The sequence below is a fragment of the Zhongshania sp. genome, assembly GCF_041584495.1.
Classification (GTDB): domain Bacteria; phylum Pseudomonadota; class Gammaproteobacteria; order Pseudomonadales; family Spongiibacteraceae; genus Spongiibacter.
Window position 1 is genome coordinate 1 of the sequence record NZ_JBFHDY010000040.1, and the last position, 22,207, is coordinate 22,207.

The window sequence follows — 22,207 nt, forward strand, 5'->3', positions numbered from 1 at the left end:
GCCGCTATACGTGGCACGACTTCAACCGTCGCGCCCATCACGGGCGCGTGGATTGAAACAATCCTCATGAGCCACAAGCATACGGGCTTGTCATGTCGCGCCCATCACGGGCGCGTGGATTGAAACTTCCAGCTTCCGCACCTCACCGTTAAGAAGTTCGCGTCGCGCCCATCACGGGCGCGTGGATTGAAACGTCTACGTAGGCCAGCGCGTCAACAATGTAGCCGGTCGCGCCCATCACGGGCGCGTGGATTGAAACTTAAAAAAAATATAGTAAAACGCTTTACATTGCGTCGCGCCCATCACGGGCGCGTGGATTGAAACTTTGAGCAGGTTATAAATTGCCGTGCCTTCGAAGTCGCGCCCATCACGGGTCTGACTATTATGAAATGTTCGGGAGAGGGTCAACAGATCGCTAAAGGCGTCCGCACGATTGCCTAACGAACTTTAGCAAAGCAGCTTCGCACTTCATTTACAAAAATGTTTGGTTGTTCGAAAGCGGCAAAGTGACCGCCCTTATCTAGTTCGTTCCAGTGAATCAGGTTTTGGTAAATTCGTTCGGCCCATTTGCGCGCGGGTCTGAATAGTTCTTTGGGAAAAATAGAGACGCCGCAGGGTATGCTCAAGGGTTCTGCAAAGATGCTATTAAAGCTTTCCCAGTATAGGCGGGCTGATGAGGCGCCGCTGTTAGTGAGCCAGTACATGCTAATGTCGTCTAATATTTGGTCGACGGTGAGCGCATCTTCTGGGCGGCCGTTGTTATCGGTCCAACCATGGAATTTTTCGTATATCCAGGCTGCTTGCGCGGCGGGCGAGTCGGCCAAGCCGTAGCCAATGGATTGCGGTCTTGATTTTTGGATCATGGCGTAGCCGGAATCTGAGTCAAAATAGTGCTTGATGTCGGCTAAGGCCTTTTGGTCGCGTTCGCTGAGTGATGCCATGTCGTCTTCGTTGGGGTGTGCTAGAGCCATATTAATATGAATGGCGCGGCATTGTGGTGGGTGTATATGGCCAATAGCGCTGGTGACGCCGGAGCCCCAGTCGCCGCCCTGTGCGACAAACTCTGAATAGTCTAGACGGCCCATGAGGGTGATCCAGGCTTTGGCGATACGTTCGAGTCCCCAGCCGGTGCTTGTTGGTTTGCCAGAGAAGCCATAGCCGGGCAGGGAGGGAATAACTAAATGGAAGGCATCTTCGGCCTTGCCGCCGTGGGCGGTGGGATTACTCAGGGGTTCAATGACCTTCATAAATTCAAGTATTGAGCCTGGCCAGCCGTGGGTCATGATCATGGGCAGGGCATTTTCGTGGGGCGAGCGAATGTGTAAAAAGTGTATTTCTAGTCCGTCGATTTCAGTAGTGAACTGGGGGTGCGCGTTTATTTCGCGTTCGCAGCGGCGCCAGTCGTAGTCATTTTGCCAGTATTCGCACAGTGATTTTACGGCATTTAAGGGCGCGCCTTGACTCCAGTCGTCGACGGGCTCTTCGTTTGGCCAGCGAGTATTGGCTAGGCGAGTTTTAAGGTCGTCGAGCTGGGCTTGTGGTATGGCGACGCTAAAGGGTTTGATTAAATTGCTCATGCTTTTTACTCATCTTTATTGGAATGATTTTGCTTACTTTGATAGGTATGCGAAATAGTATTAAAGCACATTTTATGATGTGAGTATGAGTATTCGGCTACGGTGCGCTAGCGGTGATTGAGGCTAATTTCGTCTAGACATGTGATGTCATGGTATAGATGTTGGCTTGCTGCCACACTGCGATCTTTACTCAATAATATGGTGAAGCGATATGGCTGCCCCTATTCTTTGTGCACGCGATCTTCAATTTATGCTCTATGAGCTATTTGACGCCGAATCTTTAATAGAGCGTCCTCGCTACGCAGATCATTCAGTAGAGACCTTTAATGCGGCCATTGATACCGCGCAGTCGATTGCCGAGAAGTATTTTGTGCCCATCCGCAAGAAAGTGGATGAGCAGCAACCGACGTTTGATGGCAAGAACGTGCACATGATACCGGAGATTAAAGTCGCGGTAGATGCGGCTACTCAGGCGGGTTTTGTGTCGTCGACGGCTGATTTTGAACTAGGGGGTATGCAATTGCCGCCGCTAGTCGCCAGCGCCGCTAATGCCTATTTGACCGCTGCGGCAAGCACCACGATGGGTTATTTGGCCTTGAGTAATGCTAATGCCAACTTAATTGAAAATCACGGTAGTGCAGAGCAAATTGAAACTTGGGTGAAGCCGATTCGCAGCGGTCGTTTTGCTGGCACCATGGCAATGACCGAGCCGGGTGCGGGCTCGGGGCTGGCCGATTTAACAACGACGGCAGCACCCGCCGAAGATGGTACTTACCGCATTCGCGGCAGTAAAATATTTATTTCCGGTGGTGAGCATGAGCTGAATGAGAATATTGTGCATTTGGTGTTGGCCCGTATTAAGGGCGCGCCAGCGGGGGTGAAGGGAATATCCCTGTTTATTGTGCCTAAGATTCTGGTAAATGCCGACGGCTCCCTTGGCGAGCGCAATGATGTTGCATTGGCGGGCTTGTTTCACAAAATGGGTGGGCGTGGACAAACCTCAACGGCCTTGAGCTTCGGCGAGAATGAGGGCGCGGTGGGCTATTTGGTGGGCGAGGAGCACCGTGGGTTAACGTATATGTTCCACATGATGAACGAAGCGCGGATTATGGTTGGTACTGGCGCGGCTTGCTTGGCTTTGGCCGGTTACCAGTATTCGCTAAATTACGCTCGTGAGCGGCCTCAGGGGCGTTTGCCTTCGTGCAAAGATCCAAGTTCTGCGCCGGTGAATATCATTGAACACGCGGACGTAAAACGGATGCTGCTAGCCCAAAAAGCTTATGCTGAGGGCGCTTATGCCTTGTGTATGTTTGGTTCGCAATTGGCCGATGATAAAGAAACTGAAGCCACTGAGGAAGCGCGTCTCGCTGCGCACACCTTGCTTGATTTCCTCACGCCAATAATTAAAACCTGGCCATCGGAATACGGCCCTAAAGCCAATGACCTCGCTATTCAGGTATTGGGCGGTCACGGCTATATTAATGAACACCCAGTTGAAATGTTCTACCGGGATAACCGCCTGAATCCCATTCACGAGGGAACCACCGGCGTACAGTCTCTAGATTTGCTCGGCCGTAAGTTGCCAATGAACAATATGGCGGGATACCGAGCCTTCTTGGCGCGTGTTCAGCGTACAGTTGATGAGGCGATGACGGGTGATTTGGCGCCGATTGCTGAGCGTCTTGCTGCCGCTGTTGCCCTCTTAGAGAAAATCACTGAGCATTTGTTGGGCGCAATGATGGAAAAGCCAATCGATTTGGTCATGGCCAATTCGGTGAAGTATCTTGATATGTTCGGCCACACCGTAATTGCTTGGCTGTGGTTGCGCCAGGGGCTTGTCGCTCAAAAGGGTATGGCGGCCAAGCCCCATGAAGCGGATCAGCAGTTTTATACCGGTAAATTACAGGCCATGAAATACTTCTTTAATTTCGAATTACCGGTTATCGAGGTCTGGTCGAAAAACCTCCTCGACCTCGATGCAACTTTTTATGAAATGCATAATAGCTGGTTTTAAAAAGGAGTGAATGTTGTGACGACACTTATTGATACGCAAGCAATTCAAGACGATATCGGTTTTGACGCTGAGCCGACGGAGTAGCTGAGTATTAGCGAAGAGCGCATTAATTAATTTGCTGATTGCACTTTAGACCAGCTGTTTATTCATGTTGACCCTGAGTGTGCTAAAGAGACGCCCGTTGGTACGATCATTGCTCACGGTTTTCTTCGCTTGTCTTGGTTATCACGCTTTGCCGAGCAGTATTATCATCAAAGGCTTCTATATGGGTATAAATTCAGGCTTTGATAAAGTACGTTGTTTAGCGCCAGTCATAGTGAATAGCCGTATTCGCGCCAAGGTGAAAGTTTTTAACATTTAAGAAGCCAAACCAGGTAGCTTTCGGGTGAGCACTGAAGTTACTTTAGATTAGAGATTGACGGTGAAGAGAAGCCCGCCTTGGCCGCGGAGTGGATCAGTATACAAATGGTTGCCTGAGTTCAATATGTGGCAAGTTAATCAGTATTGGGCTTAATGCCTTGCGCGTAATTGGAGAAGTAGAAATGAGTATTCGTTTTGACGGTAAAATTGCGATTGTGACTGGTGCGGGAAACGGTCTTGGCCGCAGTCACGCCTTAGAATTGGCTGCCCGTGGCGCCAAAGTGGTTATTAATGATGTGGGCGGCGCCCGCGATGGCGTTGGTGCTTCGTCCGCTGCAGCGGAAGGCGTAGTCGCTGAAATCCAGGCCGCTGGCGGTGAAGCATTTGCGCACGGTGCCAATGTCGCGATTTTCAGCGAAGTCGAAGACATGGTTGCGCAGGCTATGGCGAAATGGGGCCGGGTAGATATTTTGATTAATAACGCCGGTATTTTGCGCGATAAATCTTTTTCCAAAATGTCCATGGATGATTTTAAGTTGGTGATGGATGTTCACGTTATGGGGTCGGTGAATTGCACGAAGGCCGTTTGGGATATCATGAAGCAGCAAGGCTATGGTCGTATTGTTATGACAACGTCTTCGAGCGGTTTGTACGGCAACTTTGGTCAAGCCAATTACAGCGCGGCTAAAATGGCGGTAGTGGGTTTGATGAATACCCTAGCCATCGAAGGTGCAAAATACAATGTGCACGTGAATTCCTTGGCGCCGACCGCGGCAACCCGGATGACCGAAGATTTAATGCCCGCTGAAATATTGGCGATGCTAGTGCCCGAAGTCGTAACCGCGGGCGCCTTAACACTTTGTCATGACAGTGCGCCAAACCGTTTTATTCTCTGTGCTGGCGGTGGTGGTTATGCGAAATCAAGCATCTTCGAAACAGATGGTATTTACCTTAGCCCGGAGGAACTTAACCCAGAAGCGGTTGCTAGCCGTTGGGACGATATCTGTGATACCAGTAATCTGGCTGAATTAGCGTCCGGCTTCAAGCAATCTGAAAAATTTCTTCTCAAGGCCCAAGCGTTTATGCAGGGTGCTAAATAATACTTCTAATTGAGGACTTATCATGAAAGATGCAGTAATTGTTTCTGCAGCACGTACAGCCATCGGCAGAGCCTATCGTGGTGCGTTTAATAATTTGGAGTCGCCGTCGTTAACGGCTTTTGCGATTAAAGCGGCGGTAGAGCGGGCAGGCATAGACCCCAATGAGATCGATGACTGCATTATGGGCGCGGCAATGCAGCAGGGCACCCAGACCATGAACTTTGGTCGTATCGCGGCAATGGCGGCAGGCTTACCTACCTCGGTTTCGGGCATGACCATTGACCGTCAGTGTGCATCTGGCTTGGTGGCCATTGCCACAGGTGCTAAGCAGATTGTGATGGACGGCGCGCCCATGCTGCTTGCGGGCGGTTGCGAGTCTATTTCGCTGGTTCAAAATGAGCATATGAACATGCACAAGCTGGTCGACCCGGCGGCCATTGCGCATTCTCCGAATATTTATATGCCCATGCTCGATACCGCTGAGATTGTTGCCACGCGCTACAATATTTCTCGCGAAGCCCAAGACGAGTACGCGCTGCAATCGCAGCAGCGCACGGCAGCGGCGCAGCAGGCGGGTAAATTTGACGATGAGATTGTGCCTGTTACTGCTTCTAAGCTCGTCATGAATAAGGAAACCGGCGAAACCTCTGAAGAAAGCGTGACCTTGACCCAAGACGAGGGCAATCGTCCGTCAACCAACGTAGAAGGTTTGGCTGGTTTAAAGACGGTGCGCGAGGGTGGTTTTATTACTGGCGGCAATGCCTCACAGCTTTCTGACGGCGCTGCCGCAGTAGTGATGATGGACGGCACCTTGGCATCGCAGCGCAATATGGCGCCCATGGGCATATACCGCGGTATGGCGGTTGCAGGCTGCGAGCCCGATGAAATGGGTATTGGCCCCGTATTCGCTATTCCCAAACTGTTAAAACGCGCGGGTTTGAAAATGGACGACATCGGTCTGTGGGAACTCAACGAAGCTTTTGCAGTGCAGGTTATTTACTGCCGCGACAAGCTGGGTATTCCTAATGACCGCTTGAACGTGAATGGCGGCGCAATCTCTATTGGTCACCCCTACGGTATGAGCGGTGCGCGGATGGTGATGCACGCCCTGATTGAAGGTAAGCGTCGCGGTGTGAAGTACGTTGTCGTCACCATGTGTGTTGGTGGTGGTATGGGGGCAGCGGGCTTGTTCGAGGTTGTATAGACCTGAGTGCCTTTCTTGACGCTGCGTTAATGAAAATCATGTGACGCAGCGTCAACCCGCATAAGATGATCGTGGTTTTCAATACTGAACGCCACGACATGAATCACCGGCGTAGCATGGCCCGCCGCGGCTTTTTGTACGCAACCTTTCACAATCAGCATTTGGCCTTGCAATAGGGCTTTTTTATAGCGTTCTTGTACCGCTGGCCACACAATAAGATTGCTGTTGCCGGTTTCGTCTTCGAGTGTCACAAACATTACCCCTGAAGCGCTGCCCGGTCGCTGTCGACAACTGACTAAACCGCCAATGCGAATAAATCGGCCGTTATCGATATTTTTTAAGTCTTCGGCGCGGGCACAGTTTTTAAACAGTTTATGGGGGCGTAGCAATGCCAAGGGATGCCGTCGCAGACTAAGGCCGGTATGGCGGTAGTCGCTGAGTACTTCCTCGGTTTCCACGGGGGCCTTAAGTCGAAGAGTCTCATTTTGTGCGGGGTGTAAATTGCCTAGGGGCGCAGGGGCCTGCCACGCGCTGATTTCCCACAGGCTTTGGTAGCGGTGCAAATTAAAACAGTGAAAGGCGTCGGCCTGCACCAGTTGTTGCCAGTACTGCTTGGCGATGTTATACCGAGTGCAAAAATCGTCAATGCTGTGGAATAAGGCCTCCTGCCGTATTTGGCAAAGCTGTTCAGCGCCGCGTTTGGCTAAGCCTTTAATGAGGCGTAGGCCGAGGCGCAGGGCGGGGGTGCTAGAATCCCCCTCAAGGCGATGATCCCAGTCACTGTGATTAATGCAAATGGGTCGTACTTCAATGTCGTGACGGCTGGCGTCTTGGATTAATTGCGAGGGCGAGTAAAAGCCCATGGGCTGACTGTTTAATAAACCGCAATAGAAGGCTGCTGGGTAGTGGCATTTAAGCCACGCCGAGGCATAGGCTAATAAAGCAAAACTGGCAGAGTGGGACTCGGGAAAACCATAAGCGCCAAAACCTTTCATCTGGCTGAACAGGCGCTCGGCAAAATCTTCGCTATAGCCGCGCTCGCGCATACCGTCGACTAGCTTGCTACGGAATTTGACTAAATCACCGTTTTTGCCCCAGCTCGCCATGGCTCTGCGTAGTTGGTCGGCTTCGCCGCCGCTAAAGCCAGCGGCAACCATGGCGAGCTGAATAACCTGCTCTTGAAATACCGGCACGCCGAGAGTGCGTTTTAATACTCGGGCAATAGCGTCATTTTCATATTCGGCTTTTTCTAAGCCCTGCCGTCGCTGTAAAAACGGATGCACCATACCGCCTTGAATAGGACCGGGCCTGACAATGGCGATTTGAATAACGAGATCGTAAAAAGTGCGGGGTTGCAGCCTTGGCAACATGGTCATTTGCGCGCGGGATTCAATTTGAAAGACCCCAACGCTGTCGGCGGTGCAGAGCATTTGATAGGTGGCGGGGTCTTCGGCGGGTATATCGCTGAGTTGCTGAACGCTGCCGCCAGCGGCGCTGATATAGCTAAGGCTTTTACGCAGGGCGCTGAGCATGCCTAGCGCGAGCACATCAATTTTCATCATGCCTAGTGTTTCTAGGTCTTCTTTGTCCCACTGAATAATGGTGCGCTCGGGCATGGCCGCGTTTTCAACGGGTACCAAACTGGCGATGGGGTCGCGGGTAATAACAAAGCCGCCAACGTGCTGGGATAAATGCCGGGGGAAACCCAAAATTTCATTGAGCAAACTCATAAATTGTTGGACTGGTAGGCTGCCAGTCTCGAATTGACTTTCTTCTAAGCGCTGTATAAAAGTGCTTTTATCGTCCCACCACGCCATGTTGCCAGACAGTTTCTGCAGCAGGTAGTCGTCTAAGCCCAGGGCTTTGCCCACATCTCGCACAGCGCTGCGCCGCCGGTAGCTGATAATGGTGGCGGCAAGGGCGGCGTGTTGACGGCCGTATTTTTTATAAATGTATTGAATCACCTCTTCCCTGCGCTCGTGTTCAAAATCGACATCGATGTCGGGTGGTTCGTCGCGTTCGCGGGAAATAAAACGTTCAAATAATAACTGCCCTCGGGATGGGTCGACCTCGGTAATAAACAAGCAGTAACACACCGCGGAATTGGCGGCGGAACCTCGGCCCTGGCAGAGAATGCCTTGGTTGCGGGCAAACTGAACAATGTCGTAAACCGTTAAAAAATAATGTTCGTACTTTAACTCGGCAATTAAGCCTAGCTCTTTTTTGAGTAGGTTTTTAACCAGTTCCGGTATGCCTGTTGGCCAGCGCCGCTGGGCGCCATGCAAGGTGATCTCCCGCAGAAATTCGCCTGCGTTTTTGTGCATGGGCACCACTTCATTAGGGTACTGGTAGCGCAGCTCTGCCAGACTAAAGGTGCAGCGCTCGGCAACGGCGATGCTTTCTTTGAGTAAGTCGGCGGGGTAGTCGCGCTGCAGCAGTGACAGTGGTTTAAGGTAGCGTTCGCTATTGGCCTGTACTTGGCTGCCAAGGGCTTGCACCGAGGTATTAAGGCGAATCGCACTGAGTATGTCTTGTAAGGGCTTACGCTGGCGGCAGTGCATATGCACATTGCCACAGGCGAGCATATTAATGTCGTGGTGGCGAGCAATTTGGTAGCGTTTAAAATAGTAGGGTTCAGATTGCTGCTGACCGTGAAAGCTAACGCCGAGCCAGAGCCGATCGTTAAAATATTTTTTCAACTCGCGAGCGTGGCTCTCCGTTTCAGCGGGATTAATCCAAATCGCAAAACAGTGCTGACTATAGCGGCGGACATCGCCTAAGTTTAATTGGTAGTTGCCCTTGCTGCTGTGCAGGCGGGCGCGGCTGATCAGGGAACACAGCTCGGTATAGGCCTGTCGTGTCGGCGCGAGTAAGACCAGATGAATACCTTCATTGAGTATAAATTCGGCGCCACAAATGAGTTTAATATTGTGTTCTTTGCTGGCGCGGTAAGCCCGCACTATGCCAGACAGTGAACATTCGTCGGTAATCGCAATCGCGCTATAGCCCAGTTCTGCGGCGGTAGCGACTAGCTCTTGAGGATGGGAGGCGCCCCGCAAAAAACTGAAATTGCTCAGACAGTGTAGCTCGGCGTAAGACGCGGGTGCAGGTTTTATCTTAGGCATAGGGTTAACCGAAAAAACCGTGCAGATACCAACGCCGGTTCAGACAGTCTTTAAACACCCAGCACAGGGCGCCGTGTTGGTGGCGGGCAATATAGTAGTCGCGGGTTTGACGCTGCAGCCACCACTGGCCGTCGAAGCGCTCCGGGCCTTGTAGTAAATGCAGCTTGCCCTGCCAGAATAAGCCCCCGGCAGTTTCGCTAATGGCTTCGGGGGGATGGCAGAGCCAGTTTGGTCGAAGTAAGTTTGTGGCGTTTGGCGTTGCAGCTTGGGCTTGCCGTTTGTTGTGGCTAGGCGTTTGCGGCGCTGTGTGAACGTCGCGAAGTACCCAGTTTAATTCAGGGAGGTGGGCGTCCTGTAAGGCAAACTGATGGCAGCGCTGGGAGCCTAGTCTAAGCTTTAGCTTGTCTAATACTTGCGCCGCCTTTGCCTGTTGTTTGCTGCTATTGGCGGTATCGAATAATTGCTCGCAGTGTTGCTCGTTACCAATAAAGTGCTCGCAGCGCAGGCTTAGTGTTTCTACCGCACCCTGCAAACTGAGGGGTTCTAAGCGTAGCATCACCAGCTCAATGAGACTGCGACGATCAAAATGGCGCTGGCTCAGGTCCAAAGACCAAGCCTCCTTGCTGCCATCTAAATAATGGAACTCCCATTGCAAATCGCGATTTAGACATTGGCGCAGGCGCAGATAGTGTTCCAGCTCACTAAGTAAGGCCGAAATAGGAAAGCGCAGCTGCTGCTTGCTGTGCAGGCCGCCGTCAAAATGGCGCTGGCTATTAAACGTGTCGGGAGGCGCAAACTTGGGCCGAATATCGGCCTGCTCGCCCTGTAATTTAGCAAGCGCGGTGGTGATGTCTTTGCCAAAGCGGCGCTCAAGTTCGGCGCGGGGTAGGTCTTGAATATTGCCGAGCGTGTGCATGCCCATTTCTCGTAAAGTATTTAGGGTTTTGGGCGCGAGCGGTAAAAGGTCGATAGGTAGCGCCTGCAGGGCATTATGTAATTCGTCTTGATGAAGCTGGCCTGCGGCATTCACTAACTTGGCGGGGCTGATATTTTGGTGGCTGAGCAATTCTGCCGCCAGCGGGGTGTGGGCAATCCCCAGCTGCACGCTAAGCCCCCGGCGCCGGAAGGCGCTAAGGAATTTGCGGTAGAGCCGCGCTAGGTTTTTAAACAAGCGCAAGGATGCACTGAGTTCCAGCAGTACCGCATTGGGCGGACAAAGGCAGATATCGCCACTGAAGCGGTAAGCCCAGAGCGCAATATTCTCTAAATACTGTTGCTCGGCCTGTAAGTCGCGAGGACGCAGTTCGAGGGCACTACATAAACTCATTGCACTCGACACCGACATGCCAGCAGCAATTCCCGTCTGTTGAGCTGCATCATTCGCCATGACAATAATATTGTTATGGCGTAGTGCCAGCATGCCAGCCGAGGACTTGGCGCCGAGGGCGTCGAGTGGCAGCGCAGGCAGCCGCAGGCATAACCACAGCATTAGTGAGGCGGCTCATTGCTGCCAGTCTTGCTGACTCTAACCGTGCTGTCTTGCTGCGCTGCCTTGGCGAATATAGCGGTATTGGTGAGTAAGTTGATTTTGCGCAGGGCTTGGGGCTGAGACTGTGTTTTTGCGGCAGATACACTGTTATAGACCGGCCACGTCACGGCGGCACTTTGCTGTAAATACAGGGCGGCGGGGCGGGCTAATTGCAGTTGCTGTCCGGCATGGCCGCCTTGCTGTTTAATGATATTAATCTGTAGGGCTTGCTGTGCGGCGCACAAATTTAAGCGCAGGGGGGCGGGGGATATCTGCCGGGCCAAGCTCGCGGGGCGAAAATGCAGATGCCAGCACTGGCCCTCGAGGGCGGCAATGTGCAGGCGACGTAGCTGCCGGTCATTTAGATTCGGTTCATTAAACCAGCTTAATACCGCACTATACGCGCCGCTGCGCAGCAATTCTTCTGCGGCCCAAAGCTGATCGGCTAAGGTTTTTGGTCTGACCAAAAGCTGCTTGTCTACCGCCAAGCCCTGCGCGGCCAACGCGGGGGCATGGGGTAAATAGGGTGGGTTTAACCACGCCATTGGCCGGTCTGCCAGATGTTCGCGGAGGGCTGGCAGTAAAAACCACAGCTCACCAATACCGTATTCCCCCAATAACTCAGTAGAACCGCTGCGGGGCCAGCCGCCGGTGTGCAGGGCGTTATCTAAGGCGCTAAACCCTGTGCTCAGGCGATCACTAGCCGCCGCTGAACGGCGGAGTTGTTGGCCTCGCCAGAGCTTGCGCTCATCGAGTAATTGATTGAGAGAGTGACTTTTCATTGCATTGCACAAACTACATTAGCGGGTAATTGCTGTATGTATATACAGTATATTATATGGCGTGAATGTCAATGTTGGATAAGGCGATGAAAGCTGCTGGCCTTATAGCTTTAGCTATATGGGTATTTGTTGGTGGTGTGTTATCTATGTTATGTCGATGAGCTTCGGGTGGTTTATCATGCTTAAGACGCGTCTATTTTAGGTTGATGAATATGATATTTTCTTCTTGCTCGGCTTTCCCATTTCTCGTAAAAGCGCGGGCATTCACTTTTCGGGGCAGCTGGTGTTAAGTGGTCTTCGGTTTGCTCTGGTCGACCTTGAAACCACGGGTGGGCAGGCCAAGCAAGATCACATCATGGAAGCGGCGGTTCGCGTTGTTGGCGGTGATGTGGATCTGGAATGGCAGTCTTTAATAGACCCTCTTTGTTCGGTGCCTTCATTTATCCAAGGTCTTACCGGTATAAGTAACAGTATGTTGCGGGGCAAACCACAATTTTCTGACGTGCAGGAAACCCTGTGGTCGTATTTGGATGGCGCCATTTTAGTTGCCCATAATGCCCGCTTTGATGCGGGGTTTTTACGGGCTAATTTTGCGCGTTATGGTCGCGATTATCAGCCCCGTGTTTTATGTACGCTGAAATTGGCGCGAACCTTGTACCCCGATTGGCCAAAGCACGGTTTGGAGGCAATCTGTGCGCGGATTGGTTTTTACTCCGAGGTGCATCACCGGGCGATGGCCGACGTAGATGCGATGAAAGCTTTTCTCGACTACGCCCGCGCGGATAAAGGCGAAGCCGTTTTTAATTTTGAAGTTGGCTTGCAGTTGGGCTTGCCGGTACTGCCGCCGTCTATTTGTCAGGCTGATATTGATGCGATTCCTCGTGAGCCAGGTGTTTATCGCTTATTGGGCGAGGCGGGGGAGTTGCTGTATCTGGGCAGTGCTCGGTCTTTGCAGGAACAGGTGCTCGCGCATTTTGAAAACGTCACCGGCGACAGTAAAGCGGCAAAACTGGTGCGCCGAGTAGACGCTGTTCAGTGGCAGATGCTGGCAGGAGAGTTATCTGCGGGTTTGCATTTAAGTGTGGCCTTGCGTCACGAAAAGCCATTGCTACAGCGTCGTGTCAATGCTTTGGGTAAGCCCTGTTGTGTGCGCTTTATTATGCAAGACAGTGGCGAGTTACAACTGCGATTGCGTTCTGGCTTGCCCGCCAATATCGCGCAGACCGGTGAGACGGTTGGGTTATTTCGCGAGCGTAAACATGCTAAAACCCGTATCAGAGAGTTGGCGAAAGAGCATCAGCTTTGTTTGCGACGTTTGGCGGTGCTTGTTGAGGGGGAGGTATGTGAGTGTGGTGCTTGCGCTTTAACTGCAGTGGGAACCGGTGAGTCGGCAACAGTGGCGTCGGCGGATGACTTTGCTGCGCGCGTAAAAGCGGCGTTTGCCGGATACCTGTATACGCCGTGGCCTTTTGCCGAACCAGTGCTGATTCATGAGAATAATGGCGCAGGTGTTAGCGAATGGCATTTAGTGTATGACTGGCGGCATTTTGGCAGTTTTCGCTGGAACGCTGAGCGTGGGCAATTAACTGAATTAAGCGGCTCAGCTGAACCGCTGGACTTGGCTGCGGCGCGGCGTATATGTGAGCAAGCTAAAGAGTTTCGCTATGAGCATTACCGATTATTGCGTGCTTTTCAGGATGATTTAAGGTGGCAGCCATTGTCACAATTTTCTGCGACCATAGGTGATGAGTACACGGCGTAAACTCGGTCTCTACCCCTGCGCGCTAATCAGGTATAATCGCCGCCAACATAGTCGTTCTATTTAATGCAGCTGCCTGCGCTCGTGGCGCGGCAGCAGATCAGTGAGATTTTCATATGGCCATTTCTTCGTTTCATCCTCCTCTTCGCACTTTGATGGGCCCCGGTCCTTCTGATGTGCATCCGCGTATTCTTGAAGCGCTGGGTCGGCCAACACTGGGCCATCTAGACCCCTTGTTTGTGGGCATGATGGATGAAACCAAAGAGCTGTTGAAATACGCTTTTCAAACTAACAATGAATTGACCTTACCAATTTCTGCGCCGGGTTCAGCCGGCATGGAAGCCTGTTTTGTTAATTTGCTCGAGCCGGGTGATAAGGCGCTGGTGTGCGTGAACGGCGTATTCGGCAATCGGATGATTGAGAATGTGACGCGCTGTGGCGCCACAGCGATTCGCCTCGATTTTGCTTGGGGTACGGCTGTTGAACCCGCCGCTGTTGACGCGGCTTTAAAAGAACATGGCGATATTAAGGTGTTGGCGTTTGTTCACGCTGAAACGTCTACTGGCGCGTTGAGCGACGCTGAAGCGCTGTGCGGTTTGGCTAAGCAATACGGTTGTTTGAGCATTGTTGATGCGGTGACCTCGATGGGCGGCGTGCCGCTATTGGTTGATGAGTGGCAGGCTGATGCCGTTTATTCGGGTAGCCAGAAGTGTCTGTCGTGCACACCGGGCTTGTCGCCGGTGACGTTTAGCTCAGCGGCAGTGGCAGCCATTAAAGTCCGTAAGCACCCAGTGCAAAGCTGGTTTTTAGATATGAATCTTATTTTGGGCTATTGGGGCGAGGGCGGTAAGCGTGCCTATCACCACACTGCGCCGGTCAATGCCTTATACGGTTTGCATGAGTCTCTGGTTATGCTGCAAGAAGAGGGTCTAGAGAATGCGTGGCAGCGTCATGCCACCATGCATAGCGCCTTAGCTGCTGGCTTAGAATGCTTGGGTGTTGAGTTTGTCGTGGCTGCGGAGCAGCGTCTGCCTCAGCTCAATAGCGTCTATATCCCTCAAGGCGTAGATGACGCCGCGACGCGCCAATATTTGTTGGCCAATCATAGCTTGGAGATTGGTGCCGGTTTGGGCGACCTTGCTGGTAAGGTATGGCGTATTGGTTTGATGGGCTATAGCGCCAAGCCTGAAAATATTCGTTTGCTGTTGTCGGCACTGGCTGCCGCGATGTTGGCACAAGGCTACGAGTGTGACGCGAGCGCAGCACTTGCCGCTGCTGATGCCGTATTAGCGTAAATTTAGTCGCTGCGGAAATCATTGCAGCGGCAATTTATCTGCTAATCTTTAAGTATCGCAGGTCCCGCTACCTTAAATGATGAGTGTGTCGACGTGAGTTCAAGTACCCCTTTGATTGAGCAAATCCGCGCGGATTTGCTGCAGGCGATTGAAAATGATGCCGTTGTACTGCCGACCTTGCCAGAAGTGGCCTTGGAGATCCGCGAGGCAGCCAGCGACCCAGACGTCAATATTGCAATGCTGGCCACCATTATTGAAAACGACAGCTCAATAGCGGCGAGAATTTTACGGGTTGCCAATAGTTCGCTACTGCGTGGTTTACAGCCGATTAACGACGTAAAAGGTGCTATCGGTCGCATTGGCTTGGGTTATACCAGTACCTTGGTGACGACCTTGGCGATGCAGCAAATCTTTCTGTCGACCAAAGAGTCTTTAAATCAGCGCATGCGCAACATTTGGGTGCAGAGTACCGACGTTGCGGCGATTTCCTATACCTTGGCGAAATCTCAGCTTCATCTTAAACCAGAGCTGGCCACACTCGCGGGAATTATTCACCAGATTGGCGCTTTGCCAATATTGTCTTATGCGGTTGGTCGAGGCTTTTTACGGGACCATCCCGAGTTGCTAGACCAGGCCTTGCTAGAACTGAGTCCAGAAGTGGGGCGCCGAATTCTAGAGGTTTGGGGTTTTGCCCAGGAGTTAATTGTTGTTCCTGAAGGCTGCGCCGATTTTAGTCGTGATATTGAAAAAGCGGATTATGCCGATATTGTCACCGTAGCAAGATTGCAAACGTATGTCGGTACGCAGCACCCCTTGGCGGAAGTCGATTGGGCTGAGGTGACCGCATTTGCGCGACTCGGTTTGCCGGTGACACCGGGTGAAAGCGATGAGGCCTATCAGCAGCAGATCGAATTAATGCAGGGCATGTTGCGCGACTGACGAAAACCGATCGCGCTGCATGTCAGTTTATTTGATGAGCAGCGCGTCCCCCTCCGATTTATATCTCTTTTAAAGCTCCTAGGTAAACAATCTGCGCTTGATGGCTTAGCCTTTTGGCTGGGCGTCAAATTGCTGGCCGTTAACCTTCGCGCTAGCGTCACTCATCAAATACAAATACAGCGGCATAATGACGTCGGGTAGCGGATTGTCCTGCGGATTTTCACCAGGGTAGGCAGTGCGGCGCATGACGGTTTGGGTGGCGCCGGGGTTGATGGTGTTCACCCGCGTGTTGTTTAGCTCAAACTCTTCGTCGGCTAAGACCTGCATAAAACCTTCGGTGGCGAATTTAGAGACCGCATAGGCCCCCCAGAATGCCCGACCTTTGCGGCCGACGCTGGATGAGGTCAACACAATAGAGGCTGAGTTGGCGGCGGCTAACATTGGAAGTAGGGCTTGGGTCATCATAAACGCGGCGGTGATATTGACGTGCAATACGTCGTCCCAGCTGTCGACAGTGGTTTGTGCCAAAGTACGGCGCTGGCCGAGTATGCCGGCATTGTGAAGCAGGCCGTCAAGATGACCAAATTCCCGTTCAATGGTGTTGGCCAGCTCCTCGTAATCTTTCATCACCGCGCCGCGTAAATGCACGGGGTAGATTGCGGCTTGGGGGTAGCCAGCGGCTTCGATCTCGTCGTAGACCGCCTCCAGTTTTTCAATGGTGCGGCCGAGTAAAATAACGGTGGCGCCGTGTTCGGCAAAGCTCAACGCTGCCGCACGGCCAATGCCGTCACCGGCACCAGTAACTAAAATGGTTTTACCCGCTAGGCATTGGGGAGCGGCAATGAAATCACTGGGGAGGCTTAAGGGCACGGAATATCCTCGGTTTAAGAAGTATGTAGCTGGTCAATTAAGGGAATTAAATCTACGGCTTGGGCGACGAGATAGTCTGCTGCCCAGCTTTCGGCGCTGTCACCGGCTGAAACATAACCGTAAGTGCAGGCCACGGTGCGCATGCTGGCATTGCGGCCGGCGTCGATATCGCGGCGGTGGTCACCCACGTAAATGGTGTGCGCGGGCAGGCAGTTGATTTCTTTGCAGGCCAAGTAGATCGGTTCTGGGTGCGGCTTGCGATTTGTGACGTGGTCTGGGCAAATCGCGGTGGCGCAGCGCTGGTCTAGGCCCATCGCCGCGAGCAGTGGCTCAGTGAAGCGGGCGGGCTTATTGGTGACGATGCCCCATTTCATGCCGAGTGCTTCTATGTGTGTCAAGACTTCGCTCATGCCGGGGAAAAGTGCAGTGCTGACCGCGAGCTGAACTAGGTAGCGGTCAAGAAATTCATCGAGCAGGGCTTGGAAACCCGCTTGGCCTTCTTGCTGTTGAAAACCGAGGCTGACCACTGCGCGGGCGCCATCGGACACCCGCTTGCGCACCTCGTCATAACTCTGCGGCGCTAATTCGCGCTCGCTGAGCATGGCGTTTAATACCGCGGTGAAATCCACTGCGGTATCAAGCAGGGTGCCATCTAGGTCAAATAACACAGCTTTTAACATTACAGCGGCTTCTTAACGTGAATCATGTAATTAACGTCGACATCTTTATCGTTAAGACGGTAAGTGCGCAGTATGGGGTTGTAGGTCAAACCCGTCATATGCTGCAGCTGTAAGTCGGCTTGACGCACCCAGTTTGCCAGCTCGGCAGGGCGAATAAAGCGGCTGAAGTCGTGGGTGCCACGGGGCAGCATTTTTAATAAATACTCGGCACCAACAATGGCGAAGATAAAGGCCTTGGGGTTGCGGTTGATGGTTGAAAAATAAATATCGCCACCGGGTTTGCAGAGTTTGGCGCAGGCGCGAATGACTGATGATGGATCGGGCACGTGTTCTAGCATTTCTAAACAGGTGACCACGTCGTAGCTGCCGGCTTCTGCCTCGGCGAGTTCTTCGGCGGTAATTTGTACATACTCCACTTTGGTGCCGGACTCTAGCTGATGCATGCGGGCGACGCTGAGTGGGGTTTCGCCCATGTCGATGCCCTTGACCGTGGCGCCGCGCTGGGCCATAGACTCAGAGAGTATGCCGCCGCCGCAGCCAATATCGACAACCTTGCGCTCGGCCAGCGGTGAGCGCTCGTCAATATAGTTAACCCGCAGCGGGTTGATGTCGTGCAGGGGTTTGAATTCGCTGTTGCGGTCCCACCAGCGGTGGGCGAGTTCTTCAAACTTGGCGATTTCTGCGGGGTCGACATTGCTCGTTGCGCTGCTTGAATGAGGCTGTTGCATTTTATTCTCCGCTAATTTTTTTGCGCCAGAGCTCGGCGCGGGCAATGATGTCTCGGCTGTCTAGCGTGGTCAGTTCGCCATTATCCAGCACCTTGCGGCCCATGATCCAGCTATAGCGAACCCGGTGGCTGATATTGGTGTACGCAATTTGGGAGATTGGGTTGTAAATGGGTTGTTGTTCCAGTGCTGACAGGTCTATGGCGATAATGTCTGCCTGTTTGCCGACTTCAAGGCTGCCCACCAAGTGATCGATGCTCAGTGCTTTTGCGCCGTTGATGGTGGCCATTTCTAGGGCGTAGCTGTCGGGCAGGGCGCTGGCGTCACCGGCGACCGCCTTGCCCAGCAGGGCGGCGGTGCGCATCTCGCCAAATAGATCCAGATCGTTATTGCTGGCGGCGCCGTCGGTGCCGAGCGCTATATTTATACCTGCGCGGCGCATTTTTTCGACGGGCGAAAAGCCGCTCGCCAGCTTTAAATTAGATTCGGGACAGTGCACCGCGTGGCAGCCATGGCTGGCGAGGGTGGCAATATCCTCGTCGTTGAGGGCGGTTAAGTGCACGCACTGGGTTTTGGGGCCGAGTAAGCCCAGCTCGGCGAGACGGGCGATCGGCCGTTTGCCCGATTGCGCCACGGCGTCATCCACTTCCTGCTGGGTTTCGTGCAGGTGGATTTGAATCGGTACATCGAGCTCGGCAGCAAAGGTCACAATGCGCTGCATGGCCTCGTCGCCCACGGTGTAGGGCGCGTGAGGGCCAAAGGCAATAGTAATCAGCTTGCTGTATTTGTGTTCGTCGAGCAGGGCGAGGCCTTTGCGAAAGTAGTCGTCAGGGCCGCTGCCCCAGGCGCTCGGGAAATCGAATATAGGAAAGCTGAGCTGAGCACGAATACCGGCCTTGCGCGCGACTTGGGCGGTAACTTCGGGGAAAAAATACATATCACTAAACGTGGTAGTACCGCTGCGCAGCATTTCGGCAATGGCGAGTTCACTGCCATCGCGCACAAAATCGGCGTTTACCCATTGGCCTTCGGCGGGCCAGATGTGGTCGTTAAGCCAAGTGTGCAGGGCTTTGTCGTCGGCCATGCCGCGAAACAGGCTCATGGCGGCATGGCCGTGGGCGTTGATTAGGCCTGGCATCACCGCATGGTGATCGAGGTGGAGGATCTCCTTGGCGGTGATCGCTTGCGCTTCGGAAGCCGGCAATATGGCGCTGATTACCCCGTCATTAATGGCGATGGCGTAATGGCTAAGCGGCGCGCTGGCGGGAGTGACCGGTATTATCCAGCGGGCAAAAATCAGGGTGTCGGCGCTATTGATTGTGGGGGCGGGCATAGGGCTGTCCGGGTCCTGTTGAGCAAAGTCGCAAGTATACCCGCAAACAGGGCTGCTGTGGGCTGATTTGTCGCGATAGCACATTGATTTACGGCGATTTTGAACTGTCTTAGGTCGTTGAAAATATGCTATCATCGCCGCTTTATTTTCTGCTTCGAGCTGTTGCGTCGTTTGCGGTGATGGTGTCAGTACTGGCTTAAATACCGGATGCGGCCGATTTCTCAGCGACAATGCTGCGAAGCGCGTATCCATAATAAGGAATTACCCCGTTCATGGCTGATATAGCTAAAGAGATTTTGCCGGTCAATATTGAGGATGAGCTAAAGCAGTCCTACCTCGATTATGCAATGAGCGTTATTGTGGGTCGGGCATTGCCCGACGTCCGGGATGGTTTGAAGCCGGTTCATCGCCGGGTATTGTTCGCGATGAGCGAGCTCAATAACGACTGGAATAAGGGCTATAAAAAATCGGCCCGTGTCGTTGGTGATGTTATTGGTAAATACCATCCGCACGGTGATTCTGCTGTTTACGACACCATCGTTCGTATGGCGCAGCCCTTCTCGCTGCGCTATATGCTGGTTGATGGCCAAGGTAACTTTGGTTCTATCGACGGTGATAACGCGGCGGCCATGCGTTATACCGAAATTCGCATGCGCAAAATTGCCCATGAAATCCTTGCTGACCTCGATAAAGAAACCGTGGATTGGGTGCCTAACTACGACGGCACCGAGCAAATTCCAGAAGTCATGCCAACAAAGATTCCTGCGCTGCTGATTAACGGCTCCTCAGGTATTGCGGTAGGTATGGCGACCAATATTCCGCCCCACAATCTGACCGAGGTGATTAACGGTTGCTTGGCAACCCTCGATAACCCCGATATCACCGTTGAAGAGTTGATGGAGCACATTCCTGGCCCCGATTTCCCAACGGCGGCAATCATCAACGGCCGCGCTGGCATTGTCGAGGCGTATAAAACCGGCCGTGGTCGTATTTACATCCGCGCTCGCGCCGAAGTGATTATTGATGAAAAAACTCACCGCGAAACGATTATCGTCCACGAGTTGCCTTACCAGGTAAACAAAGCGCGTTTGATTGAGAAAATCGCTGAACTGGTTAAAGAGAAGAAAATAGAGGGCATTTCTGAATTGCGCGATGAGTCTGATAAAGACGGTTTGCGCGTGGTTATTGAGATGAAGCGCGGCGAAAGTGGGGAAGTGGTTTTAAACAACCTTTATGCCCAGACCCAGCTGCAGAATGTATTTGGTATTAATATTGTCGCCTTAGTCGACAAGCAGCCGCGCATTCTGAATTTAAAACAGCTCATTGAATACTTTATTCGCCATCGGCGCGAAGTCGTTACTCGCCGAACTGTGTATTTGCTGCGCAAGGCGCGGGAGCGTGGTCATGTATTGGAAGGTCTCGCGATTGCGATTTCCAATATTGATGAAATTATTACCACTATTAAAGCCTCGGCAACCACCCAAGAGGCGAAAAATGCCTTGATTTCTCGTCCGTGGAAACTGGGTGATGTTGCAGGCATGCTTGAGCGCGCAGGCGAAAACGCCTGCCGCCCAGAGGATTTAGAAGAAATTTATGGCATGCGCGATGGTCAGTACTATCTGTCGCCAGTGCAGGTGCAGGCAATTCTGGATTTGCGTCTGCAAAAGTTGACCGGTCTTGAACACGAGAAGCTGCTGGGCGAGTATCAAGAGCGTCTGTTGGAAATCGCTGAGTACTTGAATATTTTGGCGAACCCTGACGTGTTGATTGCGGTTATTCGCGGTGAGCTTGAGCAGGTTGTGGCCGATTACGGCGATGAGCGTCGCAGTGAGATCGTTGCCTCGCATCTGGACTTGAACCACGAAGACCTGATTCCTGAAGAAGACCGCGTTGTGACTATCTCCAATGGCGGTTACGCCAAGTCTCAGCCCTTAGATACTTACCAGGCTCAGCGTCGCGGTGGCATGGGAAAGTCGGCGACTTCGGTTAAAGACGAAGATTTTGTAGAGCATTTACTGGTGGTGAACACCCATACCACCATTTTGTGTTTCAGCAATATTGGTAAGGTTTACTGGTTGAAGGTTTACCAGATTCCAGTCGCAGGCCGCAATTCCCGTGGCCGACCAATGGTGAACTTATTGCCACTGGGTGAAGACGAACGTATTACGTCAATATTGCCGGTTAATGAGTACACTGAAGGCTATTTCATTTTTATGGCCACTCGTTTGGGTACCGTGAAAAAGACCCCACTAGAGGCCTTTTCTCGCCAGCGCAGCGTGGGTTTGCGCGCAATAGAATTGGATGAAGGCGATGTGCTCATTGGTACCGCAATCACCAATGGCGAAAACGATATCTTGCTGCTGACCAGTGCTGGTAAAGCGGCGCGTTTTGCTGAGCAAGATGTGCGCGCCATGGGTCGTACCGCGCGCGGTGTGCGTGGTATCCGTATGGATGAAGGTCAGCGCGCCATCGCCATGATTATTCCCCAAGCGGGCGGCTGTGTGTTGACCGTGTCTGAAAATGGCTACGGTAAGCGTACTTTGGTTGAAGACTTCCCTGCGAAGGGGCGCGGTAACCGCGGTGTTATCGCCATGGCGATGAGCGAGCGTAATGGCCCGCTGGTTGGCGCCGTACAGGTCTTTGAAGGCGACGATCTGATGCTGATCAGTGATCAGGGCACCTTGGTGCGTACCCGCACTGATGAAGTGTCGATCTTGAGTCGTAATACCCAAGGTGTTCGGGTTATTCGTCTTAAAGAAGACGAGCATTTGGTCGGCGTGCAGCGGGTAGACGAAGAAGACGAAGTATTGCCATTGGATGAAGACGGCGAGCTAATTGTCGCGAGCGAAGCGGATGTGATTGCCGCTGAGCCAGACGATAGCGCTGCTGACGATGCGTCTGCGGTTGACGAATAAA

15 protein-coding genes, 1 pseudogene and 1 CRISPR repeat array are annotated in these 22,207 nt (G+C 52.6%); of the genes and pseudogenes, 8 read left to right on the top strand and 8 right to left on the bottom strand.

Annotated elements, in window-relative coordinates; all coding sequences use genetic code 11:
* Positions 1-27 precede the first annotated feature (27 nt).
* A CRISPR array of direct repeats spans positions 28-389; the repeat unit is 32 nt; unit sequence GTCGCGCCCATCACGGGCGCGTGGATTGAAAC.
* Positions 390-437: 48 nt separating this feature from the next.
* Complete coding sequence (locus ABYP33_RS08685) at positions 438-1,577, bottom strand: epoxide hydrolase family protein (RefSeq protein WP_373090395.1); 1,140 nt, start codon at positions 1,575-1,577, stop codon at positions 438-440.
* A gap of 211 nt (positions 1,578-1,788) precedes the next feature.
* On the opposite strand from ABYP33_RS08685, the gene ABYP33_RS08690 reads away from it, so the two are divergent.
* The 4 genes and pseudogenes from ABYP33_RS08690 (at position 1,789) to ABYP33_RS08705 (ending at position 6,255) form a co-directional block, all read left to right on the top strand.
* Positions 1,789-3,591: an acyl-CoA dehydrogenase gene (locus ABYP33_RS08690; protein WP_373090396.1), complete on the top strand. Its 1,803-nt coding sequence runs from the start codon at positions 1,789-1,791 to the stop codon at positions 3,589-3,591.
* A 126-nt stretch (positions 3,592-3,717) separates the two neighbouring features.
* Positions 3,718-3,879 (top strand): annotated as a pseudogene (locus ABYP33_RS08695) (MaoC/PaaZ C-terminal domain-containing protein); the annotation flags it as partial.
* 254 nt (positions 3,880-4,133) lie between these two features.
* The gene (locus tag ABYP33_RS08700; RefSeq protein ID WP_373090397.1) at positions 4,134-5,051 is read left to right on the top strand and encodes an SDR family NAD(P)-dependent oxidoreductase; all 918 of its coding nucleotides are present in this window, start codon (positions 4,134-4,136) and stop codon (positions 5,049-5,051) included.
* A 22-nt stretch (positions 5,052-5,073) separates the two neighbouring features.
* The gene (locus tag ABYP33_RS08705) at positions 5,074-6,255 is read left to right on the top strand and encodes an acetyl-CoA C-acyltransferase (protein WP_373090398.1); all 1,182 of its coding nucleotides are present in this window, start codon (positions 5,074-5,076) and stop codon (positions 6,253-6,255) included.
* 26 nt (positions 6,256-6,281) lie between these two features.
* Here the strand turns inward: ABYP33_RS08705 and ABYP33_RS08710 are convergent, their stop codons facing one another.
* From ABYP33_RS08710 to imuA, 3 genes are read right to left on the bottom strand one after another with little or no spacing between them, the layout of a single operon-like run.
* Positions 6,282-9,380, bottom strand: coding sequence for an error-prone DNA polymerase (locus ABYP33_RS08710; RefSeq protein WP_373090399.1), 3,099 nt, complete (start codon positions 9,378-9,380; stop codon positions 6,282-6,284).
* A gap of 4 nt (positions 9,381-9,384) precedes the next feature.
* Positions 9,385-10,869, bottom strand: a complete 1,485-nt coding sequence (locus ABYP33_RS08715; RefSeq protein WP_373090401.1) for a DNA polymerase Y family protein — start codon at positions 10,867-10,869, stop codon at positions 9,385-9,387.
* Positions 10,869-11,690, bottom strand: coding sequence for a translesion DNA synthesis-associated protein ImuA (imuA, locus tag ABYP33_RS08720; protein WP_373090402.1), 822 nt, complete (start codon positions 11,688-11,690; stop codon positions 10,869-10,871). The genes ABYP33_RS08715 and imuA overlap by 1 nt, the downstream gene beginning before the upstream one ends.
* A gap of 226 nt (positions 11,691-11,916) precedes the next feature.
* Here imuA and ABYP33_RS08725 point away from each other — a divergent pair, with 226 nt between their 5' ends.
* From ABYP33_RS08725 to ABYP33_RS08735, 3 genes are all read left to right on the top strand, one after another.
* A complete protein-coding gene (locus ABYP33_RS08725) occupies positions 11,917-13,452 on the top strand; it encodes an exonuclease domain-containing protein (protein ID WP_373090403.1) in 1,536 nt (511 codons plus the stop codon).
* Positions 13,453-13,565: 113 nt separating this feature from the next.
* Positions 13,566-14,744 carry an alanine--glyoxylate aminotransferase family protein gene (locus tag ABYP33_RS08730; protein ID WP_373090404.1) on the top strand — a complete coding sequence of 393 codons (1,179 nt, stop codon included), beginning with the start codon at positions 13,566-13,568 and terminating at the stop codon, positions 14,742-14,744.
* 93 nt (positions 14,745-14,837) lie between these two features.
* On the top strand, positions 14,838-15,683 hold the full coding sequence (locus ABYP33_RS08735) for an HDOD domain-containing protein (RefSeq protein ID WP_373090405.1): 846 nt from the start codon (positions 14,838-14,840) through the stop codon (positions 15,681-15,683).
* 105 nt (positions 15,684-15,788) lie between these two features.
* Here ABYP33_RS08735 and ABYP33_RS08740 read toward each other — a convergent pair whose 3' ends face one another.
* From ABYP33_RS08740 to ABYP33_RS08755, 4 genes are read right to left on the bottom strand one after another with little or no spacing between them, the layout of a single operon-like run.
* A complete protein-coding gene (locus ABYP33_RS08740) occupies positions 15,789-16,553 on the bottom strand; it encodes a YciK family oxidoreductase (RefSeq protein WP_373090407.1) in 765 nt (254 codons plus the stop codon).
* A gap of 14 nt (positions 16,554-16,567) precedes the next feature.
* Positions 16,568-17,233 carry an HAD-IA family hydrolase gene (locus ABYP33_RS08745; RefSeq protein ID WP_373090409.1) on the bottom strand — a complete coding sequence of 222 codons (666 nt, stop codon included), beginning with the start codon at positions 17,231-17,233 and terminating at the stop codon, positions 16,568-16,570.
* Positions 17,233-17,961 (bottom strand): bifunctional 2-polyprenyl-6-hydroxyphenol methylase/3-demethylubiquinol 3-O-methyltransferase UbiG, encoded by a 729-nt coding sequence (ubiG, locus tag ABYP33_RS08750; protein WP_373090411.1) that lies wholly within the window; start codon positions 17,959-17,961, stop codon positions 17,233-17,235. The genes ABYP33_RS08745 and ubiG overlap by 1 nt, the downstream gene beginning before the upstream one ends.
* Before the next feature lies 1 nt (position 17,962).
* Complete coding sequence (locus ABYP33_RS08755; protein WP_373090412.1) at positions 17,963-19,291, bottom strand: TRZ/ATZ family hydrolase; 1,329 nt, start codon at positions 19,289-19,291, stop codon at positions 17,963-17,965.
* Between the two features lie 272 nt (positions 19,292-19,563).
* Here ABYP33_RS08755 and gyrA point away from each other — a divergent pair, with 272 nt between their 5' ends.
* The gene (gyrA, locus tag ABYP33_RS08760; protein WP_373090413.1) at positions 19,564-22,206 is read left to right on the top strand and encodes a DNA gyrase subunit A; all 2,643 of its coding nucleotides are present in this window, start codon (positions 19,564-19,566) and stop codon (positions 22,204-22,206) included.
* The last annotated feature ends 1 nt before the right edge of the window (position 22,207 follow it).

Bases quoted from the DNA above. Each gene is read 5' to 3' on its own strand.
- ABYP33_RS08685 (WP_373090395.1), bottom strand. From the start codon at position 1,577: ATGAGCAATTTAATCAAACCCTTTAGCGTCGCCATACCACAAGCCCAG.
- ABYP33_RS08690 (WP_373090396.1), top strand. From the start codon at position 1,789: ATGGCTGCCCCTATTCTTTGTGCACGCGATCTTCAATTTATGCTCTAT.
- ABYP33_RS08700 (WP_373090397.1), top strand. From the start codon at position 4,134: ATGAGTATTCGTTTTGACGGTAAAATTGCGATTGTGACTGGTGCGGGA.
- ABYP33_RS08705 (WP_373090398.1), top strand. From the start codon at position 5,074: ATGAAAGATGCAGTAATTGTTTCTGCAGCACGTACAGCCATCGGCAGA.
- ABYP33_RS08710 (WP_373090399.1), bottom strand. From the start codon at position 9,380: ATGCCTAAGATAAAACCTGCACCCGCGTCTTACGCCGAGCTACACTGT.
- ABYP33_RS08715 (WP_373090401.1), bottom strand. From the start codon at position 10,869: ATGCTGTGGTTATGCCTGCGGCTGCCTGCGCTGCCACTCGACGCCCTC.
- imuA (WP_373090402.1), bottom strand. From the start codon at position 11,690: ATGAAAAGTCACTCTCTCAATCAATTACTCGATGAGCGCAAGCTCTGG.
- ABYP33_RS08730 (WP_373090404.1), top strand. From the start codon at position 13,566: ATGGCCATTTCTTCGTTTCATCCTCCTCTTCGCACTTTGATGGGCCCC.
- ABYP33_RS08745 (WP_373090409.1), bottom strand. From the start codon at position 17,233: ATGTTAAAAGCTGTGTTATTTGACCTAGATGGCACCCTGCTTGATACC.
- ubiG (WP_373090411.1), bottom strand. From the start codon at position 17,961: ATGCAACAGCCTCATTCAAGCAGCGCAACGAGCAATGTCGACCCCGCA.
- ABYP33_RS08755 (WP_373090412.1), bottom strand. From the start codon at position 19,291: ATGCCCGCCCCCACAATCAATAGCGCCGACACCCTGATTTTTGCCCGC.
- gyrA (WP_373090413.1), top strand. From the start codon at position 19,564: ATGGCTGATATAGCTAAAGAGATTTTGCCGGTCAATATTGAGGATGAG.